The following is a 24,185-nucleotide window of genomic DNA, read 5'->3' on the forward strand; positions in this document are numbered from 1 at the left end:
AGGCGTAGCTGGGCCGGCGCATCGTGCGCGGGCCCTTCATCACCGGCAGGTTTACGATGAATATCAATCTCACTCTGTTCGCCCAGGCGCTGGCCTTCGCTGGCCTGATCTGGATCATTGCGACAAAGATCTGGCCGCCGCTGCTGGCTGCCATCGAAGAACGCCAGCAGAAGATCGCTGAAGGTCTGGCCGCGGCCGACCGCAGCCAGAAGGATCTGGCGCAGGCCCAGGAAAAGGTCAACGAGGCGTTGAAGGAAGCCCGCGTCAAGGCCAACGAGATCATCGACCAGGCCCACGCGCGCGCCAACCAGATCGTCGATGCGGCCAAGAACGAAGCGATCACCGAAGCCAACCGCCAGAAAGAACTGGCGCAGGCCGAGATCGACGCCGCCGCCACGCGTGCCCGCGAGGACCTGCGCAAGCAGGTGTCCGCGCTGGCCGTCAGCGGTGCCGAGAAGCTGTTGAAGCGCGAGATCGACGCCAACGCCCACAAGGCGCTGCTCGACGAACTCGCCGCCGAAATCTGATCCGGACGATCCGATCGATGAGCCAGGCCCTGACTGTCGCCCGCCCCTACGCCCGCGCCGCCTTTGCGACGGCGCGCGACGAAGGCAACTTCGCCGCCTGGTCGCAGGCGCTGGGTTTCGCCGCGCATGCCGCGGCGGACCCGCGCGTGGCCGCGCTGCTGCCGAACCCGCAGCTGCTGCCCGCCGACGCCGTGTCGCTGCTGTCGCCCGACGGCGCCAGTGAGGCGTTCACCCGCTTCCTGGGCGTCCTGGCCGATGCACGCCGCCTGCCGCAGTTGCCGGAAATCGCCGGGCTGTTCGAAGAGCTGCGCGCCGACGCCGAGCATGTCGTGAAAGCGAAGGTCACGTCCGCCGCGGACTTGCCCGCCGGCGAGCTTGACGTGATCAAGGCCGCGCTGAAGAAGCGCTTCGGCCGCGAGGTCGAGGTCGAGACCTCGGTCGACGCATCGCTGATCGGCGGCGCCGTGATCGATGCGGGCAGCGTGGTGATCGACGGCTCGCTGAAAGGCAAGCTGGCGCGCCTGCAGTCCGCGCTGACGCACTGAATTCCCATTGAACCGCCGCGCGCAAGCCGGCACACAGGACTTACCCATGGCTACCACGCTCAACCCCTCTGAAATCAGCGACCTGATCAAGACCCGTATCGAGAAGGTCAAGCTGGCCGCGGAGTCGCGCAACGAAGGCACGGTCACCTCGGTGTCCGACGGCATCGTGCGCATCTTCGGCCTGGCCGACGTCATGCAGGGCGAAATGATCGAGCTGCCCAACAGCACCTACGCACTGGCGCTGAATCTGGAGCGCGACTCGGTGGGCGCCGTGGTCCTGGGCGATTACGAGCACCTGCGCGAAGGCGACGTGGCCAAGACCACCGGCCGCATCCTGGAAGTGCCGGTCGGTCCGGAAATGCTCGGCCGCGTCGTGAACGCGCTGGGCGAGCCGATCGACGGCAAGGGCCCGCTGGGCACCTCGCTGACCGCGCCGGTGGAGCGCGTGGCCCCGGGCGTCATCTGGCGCAAGTCGGTCGACCAGCCGGTGCAGACCGGTTACAAGTCGGTCGACGCCATGATCCCGATCGGCCGCGGCCAGCGCGAGCTGATCATCGGCGACCGCCAGACCGGCAAGACCGCGATGGCGATCGACGCCGTGATCAACCAGAAGGGCACCGGCATCAAGTGCGTCTACGTCGCGATCGGCCAGAAGGCCTCGACCGTGGCCAACATCGTGCGCAAGCTGGAAGAGAACGGCGCGCTGGCCCACACCGTGGTCGTCGCCGCCACCGCTTCCGAATCGGCCGCGATGCAGTACATCAGCGCCTACTCCGGCTGCACCATGGGCGAGTACTTCATGGACCGCGGCCAGGACGCCCTGATCGTGTATGACGACCTGTCCAAGCAGGCCGTGGCCTACCGCCAGATCTCGCTGCTGCTGAAGCGTCCGCCGGGCCGCGAAGCCTACCCGGGTGACGTGTTCTACCTGCACTCCCGCCTGCTCGAGCGCGCCGCGCGCGTGTCCGAGGAGTACGTCGAGAAGTTCACCGAAGGCAAGGTCACCGGCAAGACCGGTTCGCTGACCGCGCTGCCGATCATCGAAACGCAGGCCGGCGACGTGTCCGCGTTCGTGCCGACCAACGTGATCTCGATCACCGACGGCCAGATCTTCCTGGAAACCGACCTGTTCAACGCAGGCATCCGCCCGGCCGTGAACGCCGGTATCTCGGTGTCGCGCGTCGGTGGCGCCGCCCAGACCAAGATCATCAAGAAGCTGTCGGGCGGCATCCGCATCTCGCTCGCCCAGTACCGTGAGCTTGCCGCGTTCGCGCAGTTCGCCTCGGACCTGGACGAAGCCACCCGCAAGCAGCTGGAGCGCGGCCAGCGCGTCACCGAGCTGATGAAGCAGAAGCAGTACGCGCCGATGTCCATCGCCCTGCAGGCGCTGTCCATCTACGCCGTCAACGAGGGTTACCTGGATGACGTGCCGGTCGGCAAGATCCTGGCGTTCGAAGACGCGCTGCACGCGCACTTCACCAACACCCAGGGCGCGCTGGTCGACACGATCAACAGCACGGGCAACTGGAACGACGAGATCGAAGGCGCCTTCAAGAAGGGCATCGCCGAGTTCAAGCAGACCGGTACTTGGTAAGAGCCGGGATTCGGGAATAGGGAATAGGGAATCGTAGAAGCGAAAACGGGTCGGCTCTGTCGATTCCCGATTCTCTCCTCCCGATTCCCCCAGCGAGCACAGCGAGCGAGTAGACATGGCAGGCGGACGCGAAATCAAAACCAAGATCAAGAGCGTGCAGAACACCCGCAAGGTGACGCGCGCGCTCGAGATGGTCTCGGCCTCCAAGATCCGCAAGGCCCAGGACCGCATGAAGACCTCGCGCCCGTACGCGCGCGCGATGAAGCAGGTGATCGGCCACCTGGCCCAGGCCAACACCGACTACCAGCATCCCTTCATGGTGGAGCGCCAGGACGTCAAGCGCGTCGGCTTCATCATCGTGTCGTCCGACCGCGGCCTGGCCGGCGGCCTTAACAACAACCTGTTCCGCAAGATGCTCGGCGAGATCCGCCAGTGGAACGAGAAGGGCGTCGAGGTCGACGTGGTCACCATCGGCCAGAAGGCCTCGGTGTACTTCCGCCGGGTCAAGGTCAACATGCTGGCCAGCGTCTCGCACCTGGGCGACGCGCCCAAGCTCGACCAGCTGATCGGCGTGATCAAGGTGATGCTGGACGCCTACACCGAAGGCAAGCTGGACCGCGTGTTCGTCGTCTACAACGACTTCGTCAACACGATGACCCAGCGCGCCGCGTTCGACCAGCTGCTGCCGCTGCCCGCGTCGGAGACGCAGGTCGCGCACCACGACTGGGACTACATCTACGAACCCGATGCCGAGACCGTGCTCGACCACGTGATCACGCGCTACATCGAGTCGCTGGTGTACCAGGCCGTGCTGGAGAACATCGCGTCCGAACATGCGGCGCGCATGGTGGCCATGAAGGCCGCCAGCGACAACGCCAACAAGCTCATCGGTACCCTGCAGCTGGTCTACAACAAGGCCCGCCAGGCGGCGATCACCCAGGAAATCTCCGAAATCGTCGGCGGCGCGGCCGCTGTGTAGCCGGGAATGGAGAATCGGAAATAGGGAATAGTCAAAGCCAGCGGCTCCTGATCTTCCCATTCCCGATTCTCGATTCCCCATTCCCGACAAAAGAATCGAACAGACATTAGTGGAGTTACCCAAATGAGTCAGGGCAAGATCGTTCAGATCATCGGCGCGGTGGTTGACGTCGAATTCGCGCGCAACGAAGTGCCGAAGGTGTACGACGCGCTGAAGGTGGAGAACACCGCCATCACGCTCGAAGTGCAGCAGCAGCTTGGCGACGGCGTCGTGCGCACCATCGCCCTCGGTTCCACCGACGGCCTGAAGCGCAACCTGATCGCCGTGAACACCGACAAGGCCATCTCGGTGCCGGTCGGCGCGGGCACGCTGGGCCGCATCATGGACGTGCTGGGCAACCCGATCGACGAAGCCGGCCCGGTGCAGGCGTCCGACCATTGGGAAATCCACCGCTCGGCCCCGTCGTACGAGGACCAGTCCTCGGCCAACGACCTGCTGGAAACCGGCATCAAGGTCATCGACCTGATGTGCCCGTTCGCCAAGGGCGGCAAGGTCGGCCTGTTCGGCGGCGCCGGCGTCGGCAAGACCGTCAACATGATGGAACTGATCAACAACATCGCCAAGGCGCACTCGGGTCTGTCCGTGTTCGCCGGCGTGGGCGAGCGTACCCGCGAGGGCAACGACTTCTACCACGAGATGAAGGACTCCAACGTCCTCGACAAGGTCGCGATGGTGTACGGCCAGATGAACGAGCCGCCGGGCAACCGCCTGCGCGTCGCGCTGACCGGCCTGACCATGGCCGAGTACTTCCGCGACGAGAAGGACGCGTCGGGCAAGGGCAAGGACGTGCTGCTGTTCGTCGACAACATCTACCGCTACACGCTGGCCGGTACCGAAGTGTCGGCGCTGCTGGGCCGCATGCCGTCGGCCGTGGGCTATCAGCCGACGCTGGCCGAGGAAATGGGCGTCCTGCAGGAGCGCATCACCTCGACCAAGACCGGTTCGATCACCTCGATCCAGGCCGTCTACGTCCCCGCGGACGACCTGACCGACCCGTCGCCGGCCACCACGTTCGCCCACCTGGACGCCACCGTCGTGCTGAGCCGTAACATCGCCTCGCTGGGTATCTACCCGGCCGTGGATCCGCTCGACTCGACCAGCCGCCAGCTGGATCCGAACGTCATCGGCCACGAGCACTACGACACCGCGCGCCGCGTGCAGTCGACGCTGCAGAAGTACAAGGAACTGAAGGACATCATCGCCATCCTCGGCATGGACGAGCTGTCCGAAGAAGACAAGCAGGCCGTGTCGCGCGCCCGCAAGATCGAGCGCTTCTTCAGCCAGCCGTTCCACGTGGCGGAAGTGTTCACCGGCTCGCCGGGCAAGTACGTCTCGCTGAAGGACACGATCCGCGGCTTCAAGGCGATCGTCGACGGCGAGTACGACCACCTGCCGGAACAGGCGTTCTACATGGTCGGCGGCATCGAAGAAGCGGTCGAGAAGGCCAAGAAGCTCGCCGAGAAGGCGTAAGCGCAGGGATTAGTGATTCGTGATTCGTAGGGGCGGCGATAGAGGGTTGGCAGGGCTTGATGCTCTTGCCACTCACGAATCACCCATCACGAATCACCTTCCGAACGCAGTGAGGAATACATGAGCACCATCCGTTGCGACATCGTCAGCGCCGAGCAGGAGATCTTCCACGGTGAAGCCACCCTGGTCGTCGCCACCGGCGAGCTGGGCGAGCTCGGCATCGCGCCGAAGCACGCGCCGCTGATCACCCGCCTGAAGCCGGGCAAGGTGGTGGTGACGCTGGCCAATGGCGAGCAGCTGGACTTCGCCATCTCCGGCGGCATCCTGGAAGTGCAGCCGCAGGTCGTCACCGTGCTGGCCGACACCGCGATCCGCGCGCAGGACATCGACGAAGCCTCGGTCCGCAAGGCCAAGGAAGAAGCCGAGCGCATCCTGTCCAAGCAGGATCCGAAGATGAGCATCGAGGAAGCCCAGGCCCAGCTGGCCATGAGCATCGCCCAGCTGAGCGCGCTCGAGCGCCTGCGCAAGAACCTCAAGCACTGAGTTTCATCGCCCTCGCTTCATCGGAACGCCGGCCTTGTGCCGGCGTTTCCGTTTGCAGCGTGCGCCGCGCGCACGACGCACGGCACGGATCACGCGACGTTGTCCGCATCACGCGATGCCCGCATCGTGAGGTCGTGCGTACCCCTCAGCGGTAGACCACGTGCCGCCACAGGAAAAACGCCACCACCGCGAGCGCGCCTTCCACCAGTGGCTTGGCCAGCCAGGCATGCGCCAGTCCCAGTGTCCCGGCGACCCAGGCGACCGCGAGCGTGCTGATCACGGTCAGCGGAATCCAGACCAGCAGGAACCTCGCGAAGCGGCGCCAGCCGAGTCGCGCGCTCCCGGCCTGCGCGAATGTCACCCGCCCGTTCAACCAGAAACCCAGCAACGCACCGCCGACGCGGCCAGCGAGGTTGGCAGGTGCCGTCGGCATCCCGAGTGCGGTCAGTGCGACGAACAGCGCCCAGTCGACCAGCAACTGCACCGCACCGACGACGAGGAAACTGCCGCCCTGGCGGAACAGTGGATGGCGGGAGAGCGAGCGCAGCATGGCGCCATGGTACCCGCCAGCGACGTGGGGAATGGCAGGTACGGCGCGCGGATTGCGTTGATGGGGTAATTGTTACCATGTCGCGCATCCTCTCAGGCGACACCATCCAGGAACCCACGCATGAAGCCACTCCACGTCGTCATCCTCGCCGCCGGTGAAGGCAAGCGCATGAAGTCCGCGCTGCCCAAGGTGCTGCAGCCCATCGCCGGGCGGCCGATGCTGGGGCACGTGATCAATGCGGCGCGTGCGCTGTCGCCGGCCGGCGTGCACGTGGTCTACGGCCACGGTGGCGATCAGGTGCAGGCGGCGTTCGCCGACCAGGGCGATCTGCACTGGGCACACCAGGCGCAGCAGCTCGGTACCGGCCATGCGGTGGCACAGGCGATGCCGGAGATTCCCGACGGTGCACGCGTGCTGGTCCTTTACGGCGATGTGCCGCTCACCCGCAGCGAGACGCTGCAGCGGCTGCTGGACGCGCCGGGTCGCCTGGCCGTGCTGGTCGCCGAACCGGTCGATCCCGCCGGCTACGGCCGGATCGTGCGAGACGAGGCAGGCCGCGTGGCCGCCATCGTCGAACACAAGGACGCCGACGAGGAGCAGCGCCGCATCCGCACCATCAACACCGGCATCATCGCCGCCGACAGCAGCGCGCTGAAGGGCTGGCTGGCGCGGCTGTCCAACGACAACGCGCAGGGCGAGTACTACCTGACCGACGTGTTCGCGATGGCAGCGGAGGAATTCAATCCTGCGGAAATGGTACTGGTGGGCGAGCCCATCGAAGCCGAAGGCGCCAACGATCCCTGGCAGCTGTCGCAGCTCGAGCGCGCCTACCAACTGCGCGCCGCGCGCGCGCTGTGCACGCAGGGCGCTCGCCTGATCGATCCCGCGCGGTTCGACCAGCGCGGCACGGTGAAGGTCGGCCGCGACGTACAGATCGACGTGGACGTGGTACTGGAAGGCGAGGTGGAACTGGGCGATGGCGTCGTCGTCGGTCCGTTCTGCCGCCTCAAGGATGTGAAGCTCGGTGCCGGCACGCAGGTGCGTGCGCACTGCGATCTCGAAGGTGTCGTCAGCGAAGGCGCCGCCCTGATCGGTCCGTATGCGCGCCTGCGTCCCGGCACGCAGCTCGCCGACGGCGTGCACGTCGGCAACTTCGTCGAGACCAAGAATGCGCGTATCGGTGTCGGCAGCAAGGCCAACCACCTGACCTATCTCGGCGATACCGTGATCGGCAGCGGCACCAACATCGGTGCCGGCACCATCACCTGCAACTACGACGGCGTGAACAAGTTCGTCACGACGATCGGCGACCGCGTGTTCGTCGGCTCCAACTCCTCGCTGGTCGCACCGGTGACGCTGGCCGATGGCGCGACCATCGGTGCGGGTTCGGTGATCTCGAAGAACGCGCCCGCCGATCAGCTCACCGTCGCGCGCGCGCGCCAGGTCAGCATCGAAGGCTGGCAGCGACCGGTAAAGAAGCCGAAATGACGTAGGGCGGGCTCAAGCCCGCCATCTGCGAAGCCCATCGAAGAAAGCGGCATCGCGGCGGCCAGCCCTCACCCCTTGCCCTCTCCCGGAGGGAGAGGGGGAGTAGGTGCCATGCGGGTCCGGCTTCGGGTGCGGAGGCGTGTCGGCGAGGCCCCGACTTCGGGAGAGGTCAGTTTTCGGGCAGCTGGATCGACACGCACAGCCCGCCACCTTCGCGGTTGTGCAGCGACAGCCGGCCGCCATGGGCCTCGATGATCTCGCGGGTCAGTGCCAGGCCCAGTCCGGTGCCGTTGCGCTTGGTGGAATAGAACGGCACCAGCGCGTTCTGCAGCACCGCATCGTTCATGCCGGTGCCGCGGTCCATCACTTCGATGCGCAGCCAGTCCGGCAGACGGGTCAGCCGCACCGAGACACCCTCGGCCGTGCCGCCGGCCTCGTGCGCGTTCTTGAGCAGGTTGAGCACGGCCTGCTCCAGCTGGGCGATGTCGATACGGCCGTCGATCTCCGTCTCCGTCATCACCAGGTCGAACGCGATCTGTCGCTGCAGCCCCTCGAAGAAGGCACGCCAGTGCACCGTCTGCAGTTGTGGCGACGGCAGCTTGGCGAAGCGCGCGTAGCCGCGGATGAAGCCTTCCAGGTGGCGCGCGCGGTCTTCGATGGTGCCGAAGACCTCTTCCAGCCGGTCGTGGCGTCCGCGACGCACGAGTTCCGCGCCCGAATGCGCGAGCGAGGCCACCGGCGCCAGCGAGTTGTTGAGTTCGTGGCTGATGACGCGGATGACCTTCTTCCACGTCATCACTTCCTGCCGCCGCAGCTCGCTGGTCAGCAGGCGCAGCAGCAGCAGCTCGTGCGGGCGTCCGTTGAGACGGAAATTGCGCCGGGCGAGGTGGTAGACCTGCTCCTCGCCGTCTTCTTCCTCGTTGCCGATGGCAAACAGACTGTCGCCCCCGCGCGCAAGCGCTTCGCGCATCTCGACCGGTGCGGAACCGATCAACCCATCGTAGTCCTGGCCTTCCAGCTTCCAGCCGCTGTGCAGCAGCTTGCGCGCCGCCACGTTGGCGAAGATGACGCGGCGTACGCCGTCGCCGCCGGGGGCGATCAACAGCATGGCGACCGGGGTGTTCTGGACCATGGTGTCGAGCAGCAATTCGCGCTGCACCAGGCTCAGGCGCTGTTCGCGCAGCACCTCGCCGAGCGCGGCGTGCGACTTCACCAGTTCCGCGAGGTCGTCGTTGCCTTGCCAGTGGATGCCGAAGTTGTATTCGCCGTCGCGGTAACTGTTGACGCTGCCGGCCAGGGCGCGGAACAGCGAGTAGGTGCTGCGCAGCCCCCGGCGGATCGCCCACATCGCCAGCGGCAACACCACGATGGCCGACACGATCACCGCTTCACCCGCGTCGCCCAGCCAGCGCGACAGCACGAGCGGCAACACCAGCGCCAGCACCAGCAGCGGCAGCAGCCAGGACAGCACGCGGCCGGCGAGCGAGCGGCGGATCATGGGGCCTTGATGCCGAAGCGTTCCATGCGCCGGTACAGCGCCTGCCGGCTCATGCCGAGATCGGCGGCGGCCTGCGCGATGACGCCACCCGCCCGCGCGATGGCGGCTTCGATGTCGGCACGCTCCGGTTCCGCCGCGATCACGGTGCGCACCGGGGCGGGACGCGGCAGGTTGAGGTCGGCGGCTTCGATGCGATCGCCCATCGCCAGCAGGCCGGCACGCTGGATGACGTTGCGCAGCTCGCGCACGTTGCCCGGCCAGGCGTGTCGCAGCAACGCGGCACGCGCACTTTCGCTCAGCGGCTTTTCGGGGGGACGGAAGCGCTCGGCCAGCGGCAGGATGTCGCCGGGACGCTCCGCCAATGGCGGCAACGCGAGTTCGATCGCGTTGAGGCGGTAATAGAGGTCTTCGCGGAAGCTGCCGTCGCGGATCATCGCGGGCAGGTCGGCGTTGGTCGCGCTGATCACGCGCACGGTCACGTGGCGTTCGCGGTTGGAGCCGAGGCGCTCGAAGCGGCCGGTTTCCAGTACGCGCAGCAGCTTCATCTGCCCGGTCAGCGGCAGGTTGCCGATCTCGTCGAGGAACAGCGTTCCGCCATCGGCCGCCTCGAACTTGCCCTCGCGCGCCTTGTTGGCGCCGGTATACGCACCGGCGTCCGCGCCGAACAGTTCCGCTTCGATCAGTTCCGACGGCAATGCGCCGCAGTTGAGCGTGACGAAGGCGCCGGACTTCACGCTGGAATTGGCCTGGATGATCTCGGCGATCTTTTCCTTGCCCGCACCGTTCGGGCCGGTGATCAGCACCGGCAGGTCGGAGCGCGCGACCTGGCAGGCGAGCGCGACCACGCGCTCGCTGGCCGGATCCTCGAACACCAGGTTGCGCAGGTCGTACTTGCTGGAGAGCTGGTCGCGACCACGACGCTCGCGGCTGCGGCGGCGCTCGAGTTCGCTTCGGGCCTCGGCCAGTTCCAGCAGCGTGTTGACCGTGGCGAGCAGCTTGCGGTCGTCCCACGGTTTGGCGACGTAATCGGCGGCTCCGGCCTTGACCAGGTTCACCGCGACCTCGAGATGCGTCCACGCAGTCAGCAGGATCACCGGCATGTCCGGCCACTGCGCACGGATGTCGGCGAACAGCTGCTCGCCTTCCGCGCCCGACGTGGTGTCCTGGGTGAAGTTCATGTCCTGGATCACCAGGTCGACGTGCTGCTCACGCAACAGGGCGAGGCCGGCGTCGGGCGACTCCGCATGCAGCGTGTCGATGTCGTGCAGCGAGAACAGGACTTCCAGCGCGGTACTGACGGCGCGGTTGTCGTCGATGACGAGGATGGTAGGCATGCGCTATAGCCTAACCGAAGGACTGCGGCTGACGAGGTGCGGCGGGATGCGCCGCGTCAGCCGGACGGGACAGGTGGCAGCAAGTTGCACGACGAGGACCGTCCCGACCACAACGGCCGCGCATGTCCCGAAGGACGGCAGCGGGAGCGTCCATGCGGGCATAAGACGAGCAAGCAGTGCCGCGACCGCCATGCCGATCGCGCAGGCGATCACGGCGAGCATCAGGTACTCCCTACGCAGGCGATGCGCCAGCTGCGTGTCGGTGGCGCCGAATGCACGGCGCAGGCTGATTTCCTGCTGGTGATCCAGCATCCAGCGATGGCCACCGAGCCCCAGCATGGCCAGCGTCGACAGCCACCAGGCCACGCAGACGGCGAGCGATGTCCACGCATGCCGCGTGGGGCCCGATAAGGCCTGCGCACGCAGTGCCGCCAGGCTGGCGGGGGCAGCGATCACGACGTCGGGGTAGGCTGCTGCGAGAGCGGCACGGATGCGCGCCGACACTGCATTTGCATCGCCCGTATGACGGATGAGGAAGTGCGCTTCGCTGGCCCGGGTCATGCGCACCGGCAGGATTACGGCCGTGCCATCACGGCGATGCGCGGTAGCGGGCAACGGAATCCGAGGCAGCACGCCGACGACATGCAGTCGCTTGCCCGGCAACAGCTGCAGCGAGCGTCCCAGCGGTTCGGCATGGGCGAAGAGCGTTTCGGCGAAGGCGGCGGAGATGATGGCCGGGGCGGGATCGGCGTGCAGGCGATGCTGGTCGCCCGTGTAGTCCTGGTACTCCGCGTGGGCGAAGCGCCGGCCATGCGGCTCATCCATACCGAGCGTGGCCATGAAGTCCTCGTCCGCCAGGTAGAGGGAGACGAGATGGCGGTGCCCGCGGTCACCGGACTTCCACGCATGCACGCTCCAGGCGCTGGTGCCATAGGGAGACTGGTTGCCCGCAGCGGCGGCCCGCACGCCGGCCACGCCACGCAGTGTCCGCAACACCGCCCTGGTGCCGGGATCCTGCCCCTGGGCCGGTTGCATCCAGGGGATGACCAGCACGTCGGCCGCGTCGATGCCGTCCGCTGCCGTCGCTTGCTCGTACATGCGCAGCATCGCCTGTCCCGCATACAGGCACAGCATCACGCCGATGGCGATCTGCAGCACGAGCCACCACGCGCCTGCGTGGGAGCGACCCAACAGCAAGAAGGAGGAGGATGGCATCGGGGTTTCCGATCAGCCGTGCACGCCGGTCGGCGTGCACGGTGTGGGGGCCGCGGGATCAGGCCGTACGCGTCGCCACCGCCGGCGGTACCGACGCGGCCCGGCGTGCCGGTCCGTACACGGCGACCTGGCCCAGCAGCCACAGCAACACGGCGCCGACCGGCAGGTAAAGCAGCGGCAGGCGCGGCAGTTCGTACTTGCCCATCAACAGCTGGTTGATGCCGTAGGCCAGGATCATGCCGATGACGATGCCGATGGTGGCCAGCAGGAAGTTCTCGGTCTGGAAGTAGCGCAGGATCTGGCCCTTGGTCGCGCCCAGCGCCCGGCGGATGCCGATCTGCTTGGTGCGCTGTTGCACCCAGAAGCTGGCCAGGCCGACGATGCCCAGCGCGGTGACGACGAGCAGCGAGACGATCACGGTCAGCAGCAGCCAGGCCATCGCACGGTCGCCGCGGTAGTAGTTGCTCATGATCTCGGTGAAGGTGCCCTCGCGCAGCACCAGGCGGCGCGCACTGTTCTTCTCCAGCGTAGCGACCGCGGCCTTCTGCACTTCCGCGCGGCGCGCGGCATCCGTGCGCAGCACGAACGTGCCCAGCGTCACGTCCTTCACCGGAAAGATCATCGTGTAGCCCGTTTCCGCCGGGCCGCCGTTGTCGTTGGTGCGGATCAGCCGATCAACCACGCCGACCACGCGGTGCGGCACGTTGTCGGCGTTCCAGGCGTAGATGTTCTTGCCGATCGCGCTTTCACCGGGGAACAGCTTGTTCGCCAGTTCGCGACTCAGGATCACCGCCGGCATGACGACCTTGGCGTTCTGCTTGTTCATCTCCGTCCAGTTGGAATACTCGTCCGCGGTGAAATCGCGGCCCTCGGCCAATCTCAGGCCCAGGGTGTCGATGACGGATTCGCCGAGGTAGACGTTCGCCAGCGCACTGGGACGTTCCTGTTGCGGTGCGAGCTGGATGGAGCTGTTCCAGGAGGAGTTGTCGAACGGCACGTGGTTGATGCTGCTGGCGGCCTTGACGCCGGGCAGTGCGCGCAGGCTGGCGACGTCCTGCTTCACCAATGCGTCCGCGTCGGGGTTCTCGCCGAGGTCGCCCATGCTGATGCGCACGATCTCCTCGTTGGCCAGGCCGGTGGGGCGATCGATGCGCTCCAGCCGCTGGGTGATCAGGAAGACCGCGTTGCAGATGATGGCGCACGAGAGCGCCACTTCCAGCACGATCAGCGCGGCCGCCGTCTTGTGGCGGGCCAAGGTGGAAAGGATGGGGCGGATGTCCATGGTGGGCCTCTGGGGTTTCAGCCCCTTCCCCCGCGCGCGGGGGAAGGTCGGGATGGGGGTTGTGCGGAGTGGCGGTGCCGTCGTTCTGAAGCGGCCCCCACCCCAAACCTCCCCCGCAGGCGGGGGAGGGAGCACGTCACTGCGACTTCAGCTGGATCGCGGGCGTCACCTGCATCGCCCGCCAGGCGGGCAGCATCCCGGCGAGCAGGCTGGCGACGATCGCCAGCGCGAAGGTGGCCAGCAGCATCTTCAGGTCCATGTGGGCCAGGTCGGCGTAGCCCGCCGGCTGCTGGCGGACCGCCAGCAGGCCGAGCCAGGCCAGGATCAGGCCGAGGACGCCACCGACCAGCCCGACGGTGCCGGCTTCCACCAGGCACTGCGCGAAGATGGCCTTGCGTGTCGCGCCGAGGGCACGACGCACGCCGATCTGCGAGGCGCGGCCGAGGAACTTCGCCAACAGCAGGCCGACCGTGTTGAGCAGGCAGACGGCCAGGAAGCCGAACGCCAGCCACACCTGCAGGCGCACGTCGCCGGGCACCGCGCCCTGCTTGTCGAGCCACTGCATCACGCTGTGCAGGTCGACGTTGGTGGGGCGCTCGAAGCGGCCCGCCGCGCGCTGCTGGTCGGAGTAGTTCGCCAGGTACTGCTTGTAGGCGTCGACCTTGGCCGGCGTGCCCAGTTCCACCCAGTACTGCAGCCACGAGCACGGGGCGTTCGGTCCGCGCGAGCCTTCTTCTTCCCCACTGGAGTCGCCCCAGCAGTTCATGTTGCCCTGCGTGCTCATGTTCAGCGTACGCGACGTCCAGAACGGCACGAACAGCTGCTCCACTTCTGTGAAGCGGTCCTGCGTCATGTCGTAGAACTTCGGTGCAGGGCGCCATTCCTCCAGCACGCCGATGATGCGGAAGGTCGCGCCGGAGGCTGTCAGGTCGCGGCCCACGCTGTTGGCGCCGCCGAACAGTTTGTCGTTCAGCGCCTTGGAGATGACGGCGACGCGCGCACGCGACTCGTCGTCCACCGCCGACCAGCCGTTGCCGTAACGGAACGGCACGTCGAACATCGGGAAGAAGTCCGCCGTGGTGTAGCGCGCATCGACGCGGAACGGCTCGATCTTGCCGTCTTTCGACTCCACCGACGTCGAGCCGCCGGTCATCAGCGCCTGGCGGTCGCCCTTCTTGTCTTTCAGCAGGCGCTCGGCGTCGTAGCGGGTGAACTGGTCTTCCGGCTCTTCGCCGGGCGTGAATCCGTTCATCGAACGGGGATCCACGCGCGGGTAGAACAGCTTGTCGCTCTTCTGCGGGATCGGGTCGCCGGACAGCACGTAGAACACGGTCAGCGTGGTCATGCTGGCGCCGATGCCGAGTGCGATGGCCAGCACCATCAGGAAGGTCAGCGCCTTGTTGCGCTTGAAGCTGCGCAGCGCGAGGGAGAAGTAGTAGCCGAACATGGCGTGCTCCTTACGCGGAGGCGTTGGCATCGGCGGCATGCGCCGCGCGGATCAGCGCAGGCTCCACCGACAGGTCGGTGGCCATGCCGTCCACGATGTGCACGTTGCGCTGCGCGCGTGCGGCCAGTTCGGGGTCGTGCGTGACCATGATGATGGTCGTGCCCTGGCGGTTGATCTCTTCCAGCAGTTCCATCACGCCACGCGCCATCTGCGAGTCCAGGTTGCCAGTCGGTTCGTCCGCCAGCAGCAGGCGCGGACTGCCGGCCAGTGCGCGCGCGATCGCGGTGCGCTGCTGCTGGCCGCCCGACAGTTCGGCCGGGAAGTGCTTCATGCGCGAGCCCAGGCCCACACGGGCCAGTGCGTCCTCGATGCGCTGCTTGCGCTCCGCGGCCGGCATGCCGCGATAGCGCAGCGGGACGTCGACGTTGTCGAACAGGTTGAGGTCGGGGATCAGGTTGAAGCCCTGGAAGATGAAGCCGATCTTCTGGTTGCGCAGGCGCGAACGCGCATCGTCGCCGAGATGGCTGACGTCCTGGCCGTCGAGCAGGAACTGGCCGCCGGTGAACGTCTCCAGCAGGCCGGCGATGTTGAGGAAGGTGGTCTTGCCGGAACCCGACGGCCCAGTGACCGCGACGAACTCGCCCTCGCGGACATGCAGGTCGAGCGAACGCAGCGCATGCGTTTCCACCTGTTCGGTGCGGTAGACCTTGGCGACTTGGCGCATCTCTAGCATGGCGGGCTCCTGGCAGTGATTGGTAGTTGGTGATTGGTGATTCGAGGGAAGCGAAGGCGGTAGTGATGGGGCGAAGCGTGCGTTTACGAATCACGTCTCACGAATCACCCATCACGGCGTTCAATTGACCGACACCCGCTCGGCATCGCCGAACAGGTCGCTGCCGGAGACGACGACCTTGTCGCCGGGCTGCAGGCCGCTGAGCACTTCGATGTTGCTCAGGCTGCTGACACCCAGCTGCACCGGCCGGCGCACGGCGGAGCTGCCGTCCATGACGTAGGCATAACGACCGCCGCCCTGTTCGAGGAACGGGCCGCGCTCGACCATCAGCACGTTGCGGCGCGTGTCCATCAGGATGCGTGCGGACAGGCGCTGGTTCTGGCGCAGGCCGGGCGGCTGCTTGTCGGAGAAGCGCAGGCGGGTGACGACTTCGCCGCCCACCACTTCCGGCGACACCGCGGAGATCTCGCCGGGATACGGCTGGCCGGCACTGGTCAGCGTGGCCGGCATGCCGATGGCGAGGTCGCGCGCGAAGCTCTCCGGCACCTTGATCTCGACTTCGAACACGGACAGGTCGACGACGCTCAGCACCGGCGCATTGATCGCCACGTTCGAGCGCTGCACCGCCTGCACCTGGCCGACCTGGCCGTCGAACGGCGCGCGCAGCGTCAGCGCATCGACCTGGCGCTGCACTTCGGCGACCACGGCGCGCTGGCGTTCGGCGAGCAGCTGCTTGTTGCGTGCGTCGAGCCCGGCGCCCTGGCCCTGCAGGCCGGCGTCCTTCTGCGCATGGGACAGCGCGATCTCGCTCTTGCGCAGGTTGTCCTGCGCCTCCAGTACGTCGACCTGCGGTACGGCGCCGCCGTCGTAGCCGCGCTGGTAGCGCTGCAGGGTGCGTTCGGCGGCCTGGCGTTCGATGCCGGCCTGGTCCAGGGCCTTCTGCGCGTTGGCGCGGGTGACGCTGGCATCCAGCACCGCGCGGCTCGCCTCGGCCTCCAGGCCGGCGAGCGTGGTCTGTTCCTGCGCCAGCTTGCTGCGCAGCTCGGGGCTGTCGATTTCGGCCAGTGGCTGGCCCTGGGTGACCTTGTCGCCCGCGACGACCTTCAGCGTGACCACGCCGCCGGCGACGGCATACAGGGTGGGGCTGTTGGCGGCGATGACGCGGCCGTCCGCGGCGATGTCGCGGACCAGGTCGCCGCGGGTCACTTCGGCGATGCGCAGGCGGGCGCCGTCCACGGAGGCCGTGCCCGACAGCCAACCGCGGGCGGCGAACACGATGCCGGCCAGCAGCAGCGCACCGCCTGCGGCGGGCCACACCCAGCGGCGCCAGGCCGGACGGGTCTGCGAGGCACTGAGCACACGGTCTTGGGCGGAGGTGTCCCGAATCATCGGCGGCATGCGTTCTTTGGAATGACCTGCATGTCTCAGCAGGATGCGTGCCAAACGCAAGCGATTGATTTGAAAGGGGGTTGTCCGCGCCGGGCGACTGTCCGGGTGTCCGCGGACACCCAGCGGACAGGGCCTGTCCAGTGCGGGACACGTAGAATGTCCACTCGTTTCACTCAGATGGAAGACACAGGCTTATGTGCGGAATTGTGGGCGCGATCGCCGATCGCGACGTGGTGCCGGTACTGATCGAGGGACTGAAGCGGCTGGAATACCGGGGCTACGATTCCGCGGGCATCGCGGTAGTCGACCAGCAGGACGTGCGCCGCGTGCGCCGCACCGGCCGCGTCGCCGAAATGGAAGGCGCCGCCGCCGCCGAAGGTTTCAACGCGAGCCTCGGCATCGGCCATACGCGCTGGGCCACCCACGGCGGCGTCACCGAAGCCAACGCCCATCCGCACATCAGCCACGGCGTGGCGCTGGTGCACAACGGCATCATCGAGAACCACGAGGAGCAGCGCGAGAAACTGCGCGCGCTCGGTTACGTGTTCGAGTCGCAGACCGACACGGAAGTCATCGCCCACCTGATGCACCACCACCTGAAGGGCGGCGACGATCTGCTGGCCGCCCTGCAGCGCACGGTGAAGGAACTGACCGGCGCCTACGCGCTGGCCGTGGTCAGCCGCAAGGAGCCTGACCGCATGGTCTGCGCCCGCATGGGCTGCCCGCTGCTGATCGGCGTCGGCGAGGGCGAGAACTTCATCGCCTCCGACGTCTCGGCGATCCTGCAGGCCACGCGGCGTGTGATCTTCCTGGAGGAAGGCGACACCGCGGAAGTGACGCGCGAAGGCGTCAAGGTGTTCGACGGAAAGGACCAGCCGATCCAGCGCGAGGTGCACGTCTCCGACGTGTCGCTGGCGTCGCTGGAACTCGGTCCGTACCGCCACTTCATGCAGAAGGAAATCCACGAGCAGCCGCGCGCGATCGCCGACACCATCGAGGCGGTGGTCGAAGGCGGCTTCTCGCCGACGCTGTTCGGCGCCAATGCGGAAGCCGCGCTGAAAGACATCGAAGGCGTGCAGATCCTCGCCTGCGGCACCAGCTACTACGCCGGCATGACGGCGCGCTACTGGATGGAGGCGATCTCCGGCCTGCCGTGCAGCGTCGAGATCGCCAGCGAGTACCGCTACCGCGACGCGTACGCCAATCCCAAGCACCTGATCGTCACCATTTCGCAGTCCGGCGAAACGCTGGACACGATGGAGGCGCTGAAGTACGCCAAGTCGCTGGGCCACCGGCACACGCTGTCGATCTGCAATGTGCCGGAAAGCGCGATCCCGCGCGCCAGCGAGCTGGTCTGCTACACGCGTGCCGGCGCCGAGATCGGCGTGGCATCGACCAAGGCCTTCACCACCCAGCTGGCGGCGCTGTTCCAGCTGACCGTCGTGCTCGGCAAGCTGCGCGGCAAGGTCACGCCGGAGCAGGAAGCCGATTACCTGGAACAGCTGCGCCACCTGCCCGGCAGCGTGCAGCATGCACTGAACCTGGAGCCGCAGATCGCGGCGTGGGCGGAGCGTTTCGCGCCGAAGTCGGATGCGCTGTTCCTCGGCCGCGGCCTGCACTATCCGATCGCGCTGGAAGGCGCGCTCAAGCTGAAGGAAATCTCCTACATCCACGCCGAGGCGTATCCGGCCGGTGAGCTGAAGCACGGCCCGCTGGCGCTGGTCGATGCCGACATGCCGGTGGTGGTGATCGCACCCAACGACGTGCTGCTGGAGAAGGTGAAGTCCAACATGCAGGAGGTGCGCGCGCGCGGCGGCGAGCTGTTCGTGTTCACCGACCAGGACAGCCACTTCAGCGAATCCGAAGGCGTGCACGTCATCCGCACCCCGCGCCACGTCGGCGTGCTCAGCCCCATCGTGCACACCATTCCTGTGCAGCTGCTGGCGTACCACACCGCGCTCGCGCGCGGCACCGACGTGGACAAGCCGCGCAACCTGGCGAAGTCGGTGACGGTGGAGTAATCAGTCGCCGGCGACGGGATCGCCGGCCGACCATTGCTGCGCCTGCAGCCGGTCGAGCAGGGTGTTGACGCGTTCGCGCGCGGCGACGCCGTGCACCGGCAGCGCGAGGCTGTCGCCGGGGCGGGCCGCGGTCAGGATGGCGCGCACGGCCTCGGTTTCGTCACGGCATTCGTCGATGGCGGCGTCCGCCACGCCGTGGCGCACCAGCGCGGCGCGCAGTACCCGGCCCACCTCGCCGCTTTCGCGTCCGCGCATATAGCCTTCCATGTCCTTCAGCACCACATGGTGGGGATGGAACGACGCGGCGGTGGCGGCAAGGTCGGCGATGGCGTCGTCGCTGCGGTCGCCGGCCTGGCCGAGCAGCAGATGCAAACGGCCGCCGTCGCGGTGCGCCTGACGGACCAGATCGAGAAACTGCGCCAGCCCATCGGGGTTGTGCGCGTAGTCCACGTAGACCTGCACGCCGCCGCCGAGCACCCAGCGCTGCAGGCGGCCGGGGTTGTCGCGGTTGTCGCGGCCGAAGCGGGCGAGCACGGCCGCGATCGTCGCCGGGGCGATCCCCAGTCCGAGGGCGGCGAGGGCGGCGGCGGCGCAGTTCTGCACGTTGTGCGCAGCCAGGCCGCCAAGCGTCAGCGGCATCCCCGCGACCGCGCCCAGATCGTGGGCATGCGTGCCGTCGAACAGCCACAGGTGGCCGTCACGCACGCCACAGCTGCGACGACCTTCGGCACGCGCCTGCCGCAGCAGCGGATGATCGTCGTCGGTGGAAAACCAGGCCAGCGGCACGCCGAGGCCGCCTGCATGGCGTCGCAACAGTTCATTGTCGGCGTTGAGCACGAGCATGCCGCTGGCGTCGATGGCGCGAGCCACGGTCAGCTTCACGTCGGCCAGGCCGTCGAGGTCGTGGATGCCGTATTCGCCGAAGTGGTCGGGGCTGACGTTGGTGACCACGGCCACGTCGGCCCGTTCGACCGCCAGGCCGCGCCGCAGCAGGCCGCCACGTGCGGTCTCCAGGATCGCGGCCTGGGTCCGGCGGTCGCGCAGCAGGCTGCGTGCGCCGCCGGGGCCGGAGTAGTCGCCGCCTTCGATCAGCGCGCCGTCGAGGTAGATGCCGTCGGTGCAGCTGTTGGCCGTGTGCCAGCCGTGCGCGATGGCGATCGCGGTGAGCAGGCGCACGGTGGTGGTCTTGCCGTTGGAGCCGGTGACCAGGGCTACCGGGATCGCATGCAGCTCCTGCCACGGCACGTCATCGGGCGTCGGCAGGGCGGCGTTGTCCCAGGTGCGGCTGCCGCTGCCCATGCCGATGGACAGTCGCTCGTCGTCGAGCAGCAGCGGCACACCGTGCGCACGTGCGGCTTCTTGCAGGGCGGGCAGTCGCGGCAGGCCTTCGGCGGCAGCGACGGCGCGCAGCAGGCGCAGGTCCGCGTCTTCATCGACGAACAAGGGATGGCCCGGCTGCAGCGCGGGTTCGCCGATGTCCCTCCCGGCCGCGGCCAGGGCGGACAGCCACGCCCATTCGTCCACGTCGGCGGCGGCGTACAGCATGTCGCCGGGTGCGGCGAAGGCGAGGCTGGCGCCGCTGGCGTGCTCGCGTACCGTCACCGGGCCATCGGGCCAGCCCAGGGCAGCGCGTGCGCGGGCGATGCGTCGCTTCCAGTCTTCGATCAACGCCGCGGGCACCGGCGCACCGATCATCGTTTCCAGCACCGCGCCCGGTCCGGCGAAGTACAGGTTGGGCCCGGTCAGGCGACGCAGGTCGTCGAACGGCAAGGGTGCGGATTCACTCATGCGGCAGGTCGTGGGTGGAGAGCGTGATCGGGCGGTTGCGGATCGCCATCGCTCAATCGCTGTCCTCGTCATGGCGTGCGAACACCAGGCCGCGTTCTTCGCGGATCACGCCCTCCATCGCCGCCACGGCCGCCTCGTCGGCGCTGGGCGCCGGCGCCAGCGATGGCAGTTCGACCACGCGGGCGCTGCGTGGCTCGGCGCCTTCGGGCGTGAACTTGGTGATCTGCTTCCACGAGCGGGCCAGCGCATCGGCGAACACCAGCACCAGATCGCCGGGTTTGCCCATGCGCAGCGCGGCGTCGATGGCCTGCTGCTCGTCGGGGATCTGTTCGATCGCCGTGTCGGCCACGCCCGCCGCCTGCAGTGCGCGCGCGATGATCCGCGGTACTTCGTCGCCGTCGCGGCCACGCAGGCTGTCGTCGCGCTTGACCACGTAATGGTCGAAGCGGCCGGCCACCGCGCGGGCGATGTCCTGGATATCCTCGTCGCGGCGGTCGCCGGGGGCGGCCACCACCACGATCCGGCGCCCGGCGACGTCCAGGCGCTGGGCCAGGTCGGCCATCATCCCCACTGCGTGTGCGTTGTGCGCGTAGTCCATGACGACCTTGAACGGATGTTCGTCGTACACGTTCATCCGGCCCGGGGCCTGGAAGAACGTGGTGTCGAAGGTGCGCAGGCCCTGGCGGATCGCGTCGAGCTTGATGCCCAGCGAGAACGCCATCGCCGCGGCGAACATCGCGTTCTGCACGTTGTGCAGCGCGCGGCCTTCCAGCGTGGCGGGAATCAGGTGCGTCCACATCAGCGGGATGTGGCTGCCCTTGTCGTACAGCGTGACCATGTGGCCGTTGACGCCGGCCTCCAGCGCGCAGGCACGGCCGCCCGCGCGGATGTGCTCGCGCACCAGCGCGTGCGAGGGGTTCATGGTGACGTAGCAGATCGTCTTGGCGTCGGTGTAGCCCGACATCTTCAGCACGTTGACGTCGTCGGCGTTGAGCACCGCGCAGTCCTTCGCCACTTCCACCACGATGCGCTTGATCTCCGCCAGCTGTTCCAGCGTGTCGATGCCCTTGAGACCCAGGTGGTCGGCGGCGATGTTGAGCACCGCGCCCACGTCCACCTCCGGCACGCCCATGCCGGCGCGCAGCAGGCCACCGCGTGCGGTCTCCAGCACCGCCAGGTCGATGTGCGGATCGGACAGCACCATCCGTGCCGACACCGGGCCGGTCATGTCGCCTTCCACCGTGCGCTGGCCGTCGATGTATACGCCGTCGGTGGTGGTCAGGCCCGGCGTGTAGCCGGCCATCTTGGTGATGTGCGCGAGCATGCGCGCGGTGGTGGTCTTGCCGTTGGTGCCGGTGACGGCCGCGATCGGTACCCGCGACGGCGTACCCGGCGGGAACAGCATGTCGATCACCGGGCCGGCGGCGTCGCGCGGCGTGCCTTCGCTCGGCGCGACGTGCATGCGGAAGCCGGGTGCGGCATTCACTTCGCAGATCGCGCCGCCGATGTTCTTGTAGCTCTCGGCGATGTTGGGGCTGATGAAGTCCACGCCGCCGACATCGAGGCCGATCGCCCGCACCGCGCGCACCGCCATGTCGCGGTTGTCGGGATGGATGATGTCGGTGACATCGGTCGCGGTGCCGCCGGTGGAGAGGTTGGCGGTGGAACGCAGGAACACCACTTCGCCCTCCTCCGGTACCGAGTCGGCGGTGTAGCCGACGCGCTCCATCATCAGGTTCGCCTCGCGGTCGAGTTCGAGCCGCGTCAGCACCTTCTCGTGACCGACGCCGCGGCGCGGGTCCTGGTTCACGATCTCGACGAGGTCGGTGATGGTCCTGCGGCCGTCGCCGACCACGTGGCCGGGCGTGCGTCGCGTCGCCGCGATCAGTTCGCCATTGACCACCAGCAGGCGGTGGTCGGCGCCTTCCTGGAAGGTCTCCACGATCACCGAGCGCGAATGCTCGCGCGCGGCATCGAACGCGGCGCGGATCTCGTCATCGCCGCTGATGTTGATGGTGATGCCGCGGCCGTGGTTGCCGTTGTACGGCTTGAGCACCACCGGGCCGCCGAGCCGCTGCGCGGCCTTGACCGCTTCGGACTGGCTGGTGACCAGGTGCTGGCGCGGCACCGGCAGGCCGAGCGAGCCGAGGATCTTGTTGGTCTCCTCCTTGTCGCTGGCCAGTTCCACCGAGATGTACGGCGTCTTGCCGGTGATCGTGGCCTGGATGCGCTGCTGGTACTTGCCGTGGCCGAACTGGATCAGCGACTGGTTGTTGAGCCGCAGCCACGGAATGCCCCGCTCCACGCCGGCGCGCACCAGCGACGCGGTCGACGGGCCGAGCGCGCGCTTCTGCGCATAGCGGATGAAGTCGTCGCGCGCTTCTTCCCAGTGCCAGTCCGCCGGCACGCTGCCCGAAGGGCGGGTCTCTTCGGGCATCAACGAACACAGCAGCTTCAGCGCCAGCTCGCCCGCGGCGATGCCTTCCTCGCGCTGGGCGTATTCGTACACCACGGTGTAGACGCCCGGGCGGCCGTCGACGCTGCGGGTCTTGCCGAAGGTGACGTCCTCGCCGGCGATGTTCTGCAGTTCGATCGCCACGTGTTCGAGCACGTGGCCCAGCCAGGTGCCTTCGCCCTCGCGCATGCGGCGCAGGAAGCCGCCGGGCTCGCGGTAAGAGCAGCCGTGCTCGGCCAGGCTCGGCACCGCGGCCACCAGGCCGTCGATGAAGCCGGGGCCCAGGCGCGCGGTGGGCCACTGTTCCAGTTCGCCCAGGTCCAGCAGCAGCCGGATCACCGGGAAGTGCGCATGCTGCGAGGGGCCAACGTAGACGGAGCGTTCGAGGATGCGCATGCAGGAGGTTCCCTTGTCGTATCAGGTCTTGCGGGTCGCCAGTCGGCCGGCCGAGGCCCGACGCGTATGCAGGTTGAAGGTGGCGCCGGCGATCAGGATATGGACGCCCAGCCCCAGCAGGCAGACGGGGTCGTCCTCGCCGGCCTGGGCCATCGAGGAGAACTGCAGGTCGTGGGCATCGACCACGGTGACCGCGCCGCTGCCTTCGACCTCGAGCGTATCGTCGGGCGAGATGAAGGCGGCGGTGTCCTCGTCCAGGCCGATGCCGATCGCGAACGGGTTGTAGCCCAGCGCCGCGGTCAGGCGGCCGAGGCGGTCGCGCTGGCGGAAATGCTGGTCGATCACGAAGCGGTTGGTCAGGCCCAGCCCGGGCGCCAGGCGCACGCTGCTGGCGCGCGGCGACGAGCCCTCGGCACCGAAGGCGATCATGTGCTCGCTCAGGAATCCGGCACCGGCGCTGGTACCGGCCACCGTCACCCCCTGGGCATTGCGCAGGCGGATGCAGCGCGCCACCTGGGTGCCGCCGAGGATGGTGGACAGGCGCAACTGGTTGCCGCCGGTGAAGAAGATGCCGCTGGCTTCCGCCAGCCGCGCCAGCCGGCCTTCCTCCTGGCAATCGCGGCGGGTGTCGAAGTCCAGCACGTCGACCCGAGTCGCCCCCATGCCACGGAACAGGTCTTCGTAGCGGGTGCCGGATTCCTTCAACCGGCTCGCGGTCGGGATGACGACGATGTCGGCATCGGCGCCGCCACTGAGTTCGACGAACCGCGCCAGGATGCGCGGGTTGGTTTCCTTCTCTTCTGCGCCGCCGATCGGGATGATCCAGCCGCGGTGTTCCCCGTTGACGGGCTTGCTTGGCATCGAGTGCTCC

The 24,185-nt window shown here is 67.8% G+C and carries 19 protein-coding genes; 8 read left to right on the top strand and 11 right to left on the bottom strand.

Annotated features, from left to right (window positions below; all coding sequences use genetic code 11):
• Positions 1–56: 56 nt before the first annotated feature.
• From CSC78_RS11910 to CSC78_RS11935, 6 genes are all read left to right on the top strand, one after another.
• Complete coding sequence (locus tag CSC78_RS11910) at positions 57–527, top strand: F0F1 ATP synthase subunit B (RefSeq protein ID WP_162338069.1); 471 nt, start codon at positions 57–59, stop codon at positions 525–527.
• Between the two features lie 17 nt (positions 528–544).
• Positions 545–1,072: a F0F1 ATP synthase subunit delta gene (locus CSC78_RS11915; RefSeq protein WP_162338070.1), complete on the top strand. Its 528-nt coding sequence runs from the start codon at positions 545–547 to the stop codon at positions 1,070–1,072.
• A gap of 46 nt (positions 1,073–1,118) precedes the next feature.
• Entirely contained in the window at positions 1,119–2,666 is a 1,548-nt protein-coding gene (atpA, locus tag CSC78_RS11920; protein WP_162338071.1) for a F0F1 ATP synthase subunit alpha, read from the top strand.
• 115 nt (positions 2,667–2,781) lie between these two features.
• Complete coding sequence (gene atpG / locus CSC78_RS11925) at positions 2,782–3,645, top strand: F0F1 ATP synthase subunit gamma (RefSeq protein ID WP_162338072.1); 864 nt, start codon at positions 2,782–2,784, stop codon at positions 3,643–3,645.
• A gap of 123 nt (positions 3,646–3,768) precedes the next feature.
• On the top strand, positions 3,769–5,175 hold the full coding sequence (gene atpD, locus CSC78_RS11930; RefSeq protein WP_055939504.1) for a F0F1 ATP synthase subunit beta: 1,407 nt from the start codon (positions 3,769–3,771) through the stop codon (positions 5,173–5,175).
• 120 nt (positions 5,176–5,295) lie between these two features.
• Positions 5,296–5,718 carry a F0F1 ATP synthase subunit epsilon gene (locus tag CSC78_RS11935; RefSeq protein WP_162338073.1) on the top strand — a complete coding sequence of 141 codons (423 nt, stop codon included), beginning with the start codon at positions 5,296–5,298 and terminating at the stop codon, positions 5,716–5,718.
• A 145-nt stretch (positions 5,719–5,863) separates the two neighbouring features.
• On the opposite strand, the gene CSC78_RS11940 is transcribed toward CSC78_RS11935, so the two are convergent.
• Entirely contained in the window at positions 5,864–6,268 is a 405-nt protein-coding gene (locus CSC78_RS11940; RefSeq protein ID WP_162338074.1) for a GtrA family protein, read from the bottom strand.
• A gap of 120 nt (positions 6,269–6,388) precedes the next feature.
• Between CSC78_RS11940 and glmU the strand changes: the two genes are divergently transcribed.
• Positions 6,389–7,756: a bifunctional UDP-N-acetylglucosamine diphosphorylase/glucosamine-1-phosphate N-acetyltransferase GlmU gene (gene glmU, locus CSC78_RS11945; RefSeq protein WP_162338075.1), complete on the top strand. Its 1,368-nt coding sequence runs from the start codon at positions 6,389–6,391 to the stop codon at positions 7,754–7,756.
• A gap of 169 nt (positions 7,757–7,925) precedes the next feature.
• Here glmU and CSC78_RS11950 read toward each other — a convergent pair whose 3' ends face one another.
• The 7 genes from CSC78_RS11950 to CSC78_RS11980 all read right to left on the bottom strand — a co-directional run bounded on the left by CSC78_RS11950 (position 7,926) and on the right by CSC78_RS11980 (position 16,654).
• On the bottom strand, positions 7,926–9,254 hold the full coding sequence (locus tag CSC78_RS11950; protein ID WP_162338076.1) for a sensor histidine kinase: 1,329 nt from the start codon (positions 9,252–9,254) through the stop codon (positions 7,926–7,928).
• A complete protein-coding gene (locus CSC78_RS11955) occupies positions 9,251–10,588 on the bottom strand; it encodes a sigma-54-dependent transcriptional regulator (RefSeq protein WP_162338077.1) in 1,338 nt (445 codons plus the stop codon). The genes CSC78_RS11950 and CSC78_RS11955 overlap by 4 nt, the downstream gene beginning before the upstream one ends.
• Before the next feature lie 3 nt (positions 10,589–10,591).
• A complete protein-coding gene (locus CSC78_RS11960; protein ID WP_162338078.1) occupies positions 10,592–11,803 on the bottom strand; it encodes an ABC transporter permease in 1,212 nt (403 codons plus the stop codon).
• Between the two features lie 58 nt (positions 11,804–11,861).
• The gene (locus CSC78_RS11965) at positions 11,862–13,085 is read right to left on the bottom strand and encodes an ABC transporter permease (protein WP_162338079.1); all 1,224 of its coding nucleotides are present in this window, start codon (positions 13,083–13,085) and stop codon (positions 11,862–11,864) included.
• A gap of 136 nt (positions 13,086–13,221) precedes the next feature.
• The gene (locus CSC78_RS11970) at positions 13,222–14,532 is read right to left on the bottom strand and encodes an ABC transporter permease (RefSeq protein ID WP_162338080.1); all 1,311 of its coding nucleotides are present in this window, start codon (positions 14,530–14,532) and stop codon (positions 13,222–13,224) included.
• Positions 14,533–14,542: 10 nt separating this feature from the next.
• A complete protein-coding gene (locus CSC78_RS11975) occupies positions 14,543–15,265 on the bottom strand; it encodes an ABC transporter ATP-binding protein (RefSeq protein WP_162338081.1) in 723 nt (240 codons plus the stop codon).
• 120 nt (positions 15,266–15,385) lie between these two features.
• A complete protein-coding gene (locus tag CSC78_RS11980; RefSeq protein ID WP_162338115.1) occupies positions 15,386–16,654 on the bottom strand; it encodes an efflux RND transporter periplasmic adaptor subunit in 1,269 nt (422 codons plus the stop codon).
• Between the two features lie 194 nt (positions 16,655–16,848).
• Here CSC78_RS11980 and glmS point away from each other — a divergent pair, with 194 nt between their 5' ends.
• A complete protein-coding gene (gene glmS / locus CSC78_RS11985) occupies positions 16,849–18,675 on the top strand; it encodes a glutamine--fructose-6-phosphate transaminase (isomerizing) (protein ID WP_162338082.1) in 1,827 nt (608 codons plus the stop codon).
• Here the strand turns inward: glmS and CSC78_RS11990 are convergent, their stop codons facing one another.
• The 3 genes from CSC78_RS11990 to CSC78_RS12000 are packed head-to-tail and all read right to left on the bottom strand — an operon-like array spanning position 18,676 to position 24,175.
• On the bottom strand, positions 18,676–20,463 hold the full coding sequence (locus CSC78_RS11990) for a Mur ligase family protein (protein WP_162338083.1): 1,788 nt from the start codon (positions 20,461–20,463) through the stop codon (positions 18,676–18,678).
• Between the two features lie 52 nt (positions 20,464–20,515).
• Positions 20,516–23,314, bottom strand: a complete 2,799-nt coding sequence (cphA, locus tag CSC78_RS11995) for a cyanophycin synthetase (protein ID WP_162338084.1) — start codon at positions 23,312–23,314, stop codon at positions 20,516–20,518.
• A 21-nt stretch (positions 23,315–23,335) separates the two neighbouring features.
• Complete coding sequence (locus tag CSC78_RS12000; protein WP_162338085.1) at positions 23,336–24,175, bottom strand: cyanophycinase; 840 nt, start codon at positions 24,173–24,175, stop codon at positions 23,336–23,338.
• Between the last annotated feature and the right edge of the window lie 10 nt (positions 24,176–24,185).

The sequence above is a fragment of the Pseudoxanthomonas japonensis genome (assembly GCF_010093445.1).
Classification (GTDB): Bacteria; Pseudomonadota; Gammaproteobacteria; order Xanthomonadales; family Xanthomonadaceae; genus Pseudoxanthomonas_A; species Pseudoxanthomonas_A japonensis.